Below are 204 nucleotides of genomic sequence, written 5' to 3' on the forward strand. Positions count from 1 at the left end.
AGCGAATGTAACGGAAGACAAAGGTGAAGCGGTTTTAGAAGATGGGGGGAGCAGGTTTAATTTTACAAATTAGAGCACCAGAACACGCAAACATTAAACGAGGTGAGCGAATGTAACGGAAGACAAAGGTGAAGCGGTTTTAGAAGATGGGGGGAGCAGGTTTAATTTTACAAATTAGAGCACCAGAACACGCAAACATTAAAC

General features: G+C 42.2%; 1 pseudogene. It reads left to right on the plus strand.

The window, feature by feature from the left end:
* A pseudogene (locus BHE89_RS26900) lies at positions 1-107 on the plus strand (ubiquinone biosynthesis protein UbiH); the annotation flags it as partial.
* Between the last annotated feature and the right edge of the window lie 97 nt (positions 108-204).

It is taken from the genome of Shigella sp. FC1967, assembly GCF_001743005.1.
Taxonomy (GTDB): Bacteria; Pseudomonadota; Gammaproteobacteria; order Enterobacterales; family Enterobacteriaceae; genus Proteus.